The sequence below is a fragment of the Kribbella catacumbae DSM 19601 genome (genome assembly GCF_000372465.1).
Classification (GTDB): Bacteria; Actinomycetota; Actinomycetes; order Propionibacteriales; family Kribbellaceae; genus Kribbella; species Kribbella catacumbae.
On the sequence record NZ_AQUZ01000062.1, the window covers coordinates 43298 to 49364 of the forward strand.

The 6067-nt window shown below is 69.1% G+C and carries 6 protein-coding genes; 3 read left to right on the top strand and 3 right to left on the bottom strand.

Annotated elements, in window-relative coordinates:
* The first annotated feature begins 53 nt into the window (after positions 1-53).
* Positions 54-1313, top strand: coding sequence for a sensor histidine kinase (locus tag A3ES_RS0138760; RefSeq protein ID WP_237745175.1), 1260 nt, complete (start codon positions 54-56; stop codon positions 1311-1313).
* Positions 1306-1983, top strand: coding sequence for a response regulator (locus tag A3ES_RS0138765; RefSeq protein WP_020392228.1), 678 nt, complete (start codon positions 1306-1308; stop codon positions 1981-1983). Before A3ES_RS0138760 ends, A3ES_RS0138765 begins: the two co-directional genes overlap by 8 nt.
* Here the strand turns inward: A3ES_RS0138765 and A3ES_RS0138770 are convergent.
* A complete protein-coding gene (locus A3ES_RS0138770) occupies positions 1980-2474 on the bottom strand; it encodes a heme-binding beta-barrel domain-containing protein (RefSeq protein ID WP_020392229.1) in 495 nt (164 codons plus the stop codon). The two genes, A3ES_RS0138765 and A3ES_RS0138770, sit on opposite strands and share 4 nt — an antisense overlap.
* A 166-nt stretch (positions 2475-2640) precedes the next feature.
* Between A3ES_RS0138770 and A3ES_RS0138780 the strand changes: the two genes are divergently transcribed.
* Positions 2641-3003: a DsrE family protein gene (locus tag A3ES_RS0138780; RefSeq protein WP_020392231.1), complete on the top strand. Its 363-nt coding sequence runs from the start codon at positions 2641-2643 to the stop codon at positions 3001-3003.
* A gap of 135 nt (positions 3004-3138) precedes the next feature.
* Here the strand turns inward: A3ES_RS0138780 and A3ES_RS0138785 are convergent, their stop codons facing one another.
* Together A3ES_RS0138785 and A3ES_RS0138790 are read right to left on the bottom strand one after the other, a co-directional pair.
* Positions 3139-4797, bottom strand: a complete 1659-nt coding sequence (locus A3ES_RS0138785) for a hypothetical protein (RefSeq protein ID WP_020392232.1) — start codon at positions 4795-4797, stop codon at positions 3139-3141.
* A complete protein-coding gene (locus A3ES_RS0138790; RefSeq protein WP_026163600.1) occupies positions 4797-5360 on the bottom strand; it encodes a hypothetical protein in 564 nt (187 codons plus the stop codon). Before A3ES_RS0138790 ends, A3ES_RS0138785 begins: the two co-directional genes overlap by 1 nt.
* Positions 5361-6067: the final 707 nt, after the last annotated feature.

A 6067-nucleotide genomic window follows, 5' to 3' on the forward strand; every position in this document is an offset into this window, starting at 1 on the left:
CGGACCCAGGCGCGCGGCATGCCACTGGTGGCACTGGTGTGCACAATGTCGGCATGATGACCGGCCGTCCGTGGGAGCTGCGCCGCCAGGTGCTCTGGCTGCAGACGGTCACGGTCGCGGTGATGATCGCGATGATCTGGATCGTGCTGCTGGCCCAGACCTGGACCCAGGCCAACCGGGACGCCGCCGCGGCTGGAGTCGCGCCACCGCGCTGGAGCGAGCTCATCGAGCTAGAGCTGCGCTCCATGCTCGGCGTGGCCAGCCTGGTGCTCGGCGTCGCGATAGCCGGCAACGCTCTGGTCGCCTGGCGGGTCCGGCGGGCGACTCGCGGGATGGGGACCCAGTCGCTCGCGTGGATGCTCGACTTCTACGAAGGCGTACTGCGTGCCGCCCGCGAAGGCCTGCTGCTGATCGACTCCGACGGCCGCGTCCAGCTGGTCAACGACGAAGCACGCCGGCTGCTCGGCCTGCACAACGTCCCGCCCGGTTCGACGGTCGAGGAGCTGCACCTGCCGGCCACCTTGTCGGGCTTGTTGCGCGCCGGGCGGACGGCGTACGACGAGCTGCATCTCGGGGCTCATGGTGTTGTCGTGGTCAACCAGCAGCCCGCCCGGTCAGGGCGGATCGTCACGCTGCGGGACCACACCCAGCTGCAGGCGCTGCTCGGCGAACTGGACGCGGTCCGCAGCCTGGCCGAGTCGCTGCAGGCGCAGAATCACGAGGCGTCGAACCGGCTGCACACAGTCGTCAGCCTGATCGAGATCGGCCGGCCGGAGCGCGCGCGGGAGTTCGCCGTCTCCGAACTGCAGCTCGCGCAGGCGATGACCGATCGGGTGGTCGGGACCGTCGGCGACCCCGTCCTCGCGTCGCTGCTGCTCGCGAAACTCGCCCAGGCGCAGGAGCGCGGAGTACTGCTCACGCTCGAGCTGGGCTCCGAGGCATTGCACACGCGGCTGCCGGCCCAGGACATCGTCACCGTGGTCGGCAATCTGCTCGACAATGCGGTCGAGGCCGCGCGTGGCGGTACTGCGCCGCGACGGGTCGAGCTGAAAGCGTCGGCGAGTGCGGAGTTCATCGATCTCGCGGTGACCAACACGGGTGCCGAGCTGGGAGCCGCCGAGTTGGCCCGGATGTTCGAGCGCGGCTGGACGACGAAGGCCGAGCCGGGTCATGGGCTCGGGTTGGTGCTGGTTCGCAGTACGGTCGAGCGCTGGGAAGGGACGTTGATGGTCGACCCCGATTCCGAGCTGGACGACGTACCGGCCTTGACCGTGCGGGTGCGGTTGCCGCGGGAGGTGGGCACTCATGGCTGACCTGCGGGTGCTCGTGGTCGAGGACGATCCGGTCGCTGCCGAGGCTCACCGGGTGTACGTCGATCGGTTGCCCGGCTTCGTCTGCGTCGGCCTGGCCGGTACTGCGGCCCGCGCGCTGCACGTGCTAAGTCAGGAACAGGTCGATCTCGTCCTGCTGGACATGAACCTGCCCGACGGGCATGGTCTTGACGTCGTACGCCGAATGCGTGCTGCGGGCAACCAAACGGATGTGGTCGCGGTGACGGCTGCGCGCGAGGTGGCCGCGGTCCAGGCGGCTGCGCGGATCGGCGTCGTGCAGTACGTGTTGAAGCCGTTTGCCTTTGAAACGTTGAGGGATCGGCTCACCGCCTACGCGCGGCAACGGCGAGCGGCCGAGTCCGGCCAGGTCGTCGCGGATCAGGACGAGGTTGATCGCTTGTTGCATCCAGCAACTATTTCTTCGGTACCCAAGGGTTTGGCCGGGCCGGTGCTGGATCGGGTGGTGACGCTGCTCGGCGATCGCGAAGGCTGGACCGCGGAGGAGGTCGCGGCATCCTTGGGTACGTCGCGGATCACGGCCCGGCGCTATCTGGAACACCTGGCCGACCAGGGCCAGGCCCTACGCACCCAGCGCTATGACGGCCGCAGTGGACGGCCGAAGGTCGAGTACTCCTGGGTGTCCGAGAGCTAAGCGCGGATCAGGGTCGCCCAGAGGTGCGGCTGGAGCGGGAGGCCTTCGGCGGCCATGTCGTAGGCCCACATCAGTTCGCCCTTGACCAGGCCGTACAGGCGGTGGCCCGCGTTGACCTCCTTGGCCGTAGCGGTCCGGGCGACCACATCCGTGCGCATCTCGATCTTGGCGCTGTCGATCTCGCCGTACCAGACCTCGGCAAAGCCCGTCGGGTGCGCAAGCACGACCTCGAGCTTGTTGTCCGGCTTCGGCCGCCAGAACCCGGTCTCCATCGCCAGCGGGCGCTCCCGCTTGCCGTCCTCGCCGACCACGTAGGTCTGGCTGACGTAGTGCAGGTAGGGCTTGCCGTTGTGGCTGAAGTCGATCTGCTGCCCGAACTCGAACTTCTCGATCGTCGGGTACTCACCGTGCCCGCGACCCTCCCACCGGCCGAGTAGCCAGGCCAGCGGCATCAGGTCGGGGTGCAGGTCCTGCGGGATCTCGAACGCCATCTGTCCGCCTCAGCTCGCGCTACGGCCGCGGTACAGCCGGTAGACGACGAACGCCGAGAACCAGCCCATGAACACGGTGACGAGCACCAGCAGGGTCGTGAAGATGACGTGTAGCACATTGGTCAGTCTAGGGGATCGCCGCGGCAGTCTGGGCTACGGTGGCGTGATGTCCCGCACGCTGGTTATCAAGCTGACCGCAGGCGCCGATGAACCCGAGCGCGCCAACCAGGCCGTCACAGTGGCCGCTACTGCCGTCGCCTCGGGCGCGCAGGTGTCGCTCTGGCTGACCGGGGAGGCGGTGTGGTTCGCCGTACCGGGGCGGGCCGAGGCCTTCGAGCTGCCGCATGCGGCGCCGCTGGCCGACCTGCTGGCCGCAGTACTGGCTGGTGGGCAGCTGACGGTGTGCACGCAGTGCGCCAAGCGGCGGGAGCTCACCGAGGCTGATCTGCTGCCCGGCACCCGGATCGCCGGGGCGCCGGCTTTCACTGAGGAGATCCTCGCCGACGGCGTACAGGCCGTCGTCTACTGACCCCCTCGGTTGCTCGCGTCTACTGACCGCCGATCCGCGGCGTACGGGCGTCTGCTGATCACCTGTACGCCGGTGCGCGGCGTACTCGGGCCTGCTGACCGCCGGTACGCCGGTACACGGGTCTGCTGTGCGTGGCTACTCGCCGATGCCGGGGCCGCCTCTGCCGTCGCGGCCGGCGTCGCGGCGATGCGCTGCCTCGGCGCCGGGGTTGCGGCCCGCCTGACCTGCTTCGGAGGTCTGTCCCGCCCGCTGCTGGGTCGCGCCGGTCGCTGAGGCCGGGCCGGTCTGCATGTTCTGCAGCTTCGCGATCTCGTCCTGGGACATCGGGTTCTGGCCGTTCTGCTCCACCTGACCATTCTGGGTGACCTGGCCGTTCTGCTGGGCGTAGCGGGCCTCCTGCAGGGTGGTCTCGACGGCATCCGGCCGGCGCTCTTCGTCCTGCTGCTCCTCGACGGAAGCCGCAACCTGGTCGCCACCAGTCTTGAACCCTGGCTGATCCCCAGCCTCACCCTGCTCAAGCTGCTCTTCCCGCCGCTCTTCGACCACGGGATCGTGGACACCCTGTTCCTGCCCGTCCCGCTCCCCGATCACGGCAGGCGAAGCACCATCCTCATCGAGGATCCGGTCCTGCCCGTCCTGATCCTGATCCAGCCCCGCCTGCTGCGCGTCTTCACCAATCACGGCCGGTGCCGCACCGTCCTCGTCAAGAACGCGGTCCTCCTGCGCCGTCTCAGGCTCTGCCAACCGCGCGTCCCGCTCCTGGTCGGTCTCACCGATCACCTCAGGAGCAGCGCCATCCTCATCAAGGACCCGGTCCTCCTGCGCAACCTCAGGCTCCGCCAACCGCGCATCGCGCTCCTGGTCGGTCTCACCAATCACCTCAGGCGCAGTACCGTCCTCGTCAAGAACGCGGTCCTCCTGCGCCGTCTCAGGCTCCGCCAACCGAGCATCACGCTCCTGGTCGGTCTCACCAATCACCTCAGGCGCAGCGCCATCCTCATCAAGGACCCGGTCCTCCTGCGCAACCTCGGGCTCTGCAAGGCGAGCATCGCGCTCCTGCTCGGTCTCGCCGATCACCTCAGGCGCAGTACCGTCCTCATCGAGCAGTTGCTCGTCGCGCTCCTGGTCTTCGGCAAGCGCCTGCTCCTCTTGCCGGTCGTTCAGCTCGTCGGCGACTTCATCGGCGACAACCGCAGTGGCACCGGCGGCAGCAACAGCCGGAGCGACGTCACCCCCGCGAGCTTCCTCCGTCCGCCGCTCTTCCTCGGCCCGCTCCTGCTTCCGGCGTTCTTCCGCCGCGTCGCGCGCCTCCTGCTCCGCCTGGCGCCGCTCGACGGCGTCGACCTCACCGTTGCCGTTGGGATCGATGCGCTCCTCGACGATCTCGTCGGTCTGCAACTCCCGGTCCCGGTCGTCATCGAGCCCGTTGCCGTCGCGGTCCCGATCGCGCCGCTCCTGCTCCTGGCGCTCCCGTTCGAGCCCTTCCGGCGTCAGGTTCGGGTCGTTGTCCAGCCGATCACGGTTCTCCTGGATCCGCTCCGCCTCGGCCTCGTACAGCCGCGAACGCTGCTCCTCGGACAACCCGTCAATGGCATCGGCGAACTCCGGATTGTGATTGCGCTCGTCCACCAGATCCGCGACCAGCGCGCGGAGTTCCTCGGCCCGCACCGCATCCCGGCCCGGTCCCTGCATCCGCCGCCGCTGCGCGTCCTTGCGCCTTTTGTTCAGCTTCGAGGTGATCGCCCGAACCACCTGGTAGACGTCCCGGAGGATGTCCTCCTCGATCGTCGCCATCAGGCCACCTCGCTCGCGTAGACGGAGTACCCGAAGCCGGCGCTGGTCGTGGCCGGGTCGGCTTCAGGTTGGGTCGCGTACAGGTGCAGCTCAGCGCCGGGTCGTAGCCAGACTGCCAGATGACGACGCCTGCCGCGCCACTCCAGCGGGATCCGGGGATCGTCGCCGGGGCCGACGAAGACGGGTTGCCCCCAGTGCCTGCGGGCCAGTTCGAGCTGATCCGGCCAGTGGTCGTCGAGACCATCCTCGGCTTCCGCGACCTCCTCCGGAGCGATCTCGTACGCCGACCACCCACTGCGCGGGCTGTCCGGCAGTACGGCGTCAGGCAGCACCAGCATCACGGTCTGGCGCGGGGTGACGAGGCCCCAGGTATAGCGGTTCGGGTCGATGTTGCCGGGAGCCCAGGGACGCCAGCCAGTCGCGGCGGTAACCCGCGACACCAGCGCGCGGATCGCGTCCAACCCCGTCTCGGGCGGACCCCAGACGCGCTTCCAGTCGGACACCTCCGCGAGGTCGGCCATAGCGCGCTCGTCATCATCCAACGACCGCTGCTGCGTCCTCACCTGTCCCACTCCTCTCACTCGAACCTCCCCAGCCTAGGGCACATCTGGCCCACCCCGACGTGCCATCCCCAGCCCTCCGCCGCCCTTCGAAGAGCGTCCGCCCTGTCCTCATGCCCCCGGTCGCACCCCCGCTCAGACGCAACCCCCGACCTCACGGATCCGTCGCTGCATCCCCCGCAGCCTGGCGACCTTGAGCACCCATCAGCCACTCCAAGGGCCCCCTCCTGCCCACCCCGCTCCCAAAGTCGCCGCCGCCGGCCCACCCCAATCAACTTTGAGCACCGGGAAGCCACCTACCCGCCAGTAGAACGCCCAGCGGGTGCACAAGGTGGGATTGGGGACGGGCAGACGTGCCGCATTCCCGGTACGGCGTACTGGGGCGGCCAGGCGAAGCGCGTGCTGGTACGACGTACCGGGTCGAGCGTTGGCGGGGTCGAGCGCCGGTACGACGTACGGAGTCGGGCAAGCGGGCGGGCACCGGTTCGACGTACGGAGTCGGGCAAGCGGGCGGGCACCGGCACGTCACACGTTGTTGGGAGCTGGTCGTGTAGATGCCGGCACGACATACCGGAGCGGGCGAGCCGGCCGGCGCCGGCACGCAGGGAGTCGGTTAGGCGAGCCCGTGCCGGTACGCACGGAGTCGGTCAGGCGAGCCCGTGCCGGTACGCACGGAGTCGGTCAGGCGAGCCCGTGCCGGTACGCACGGA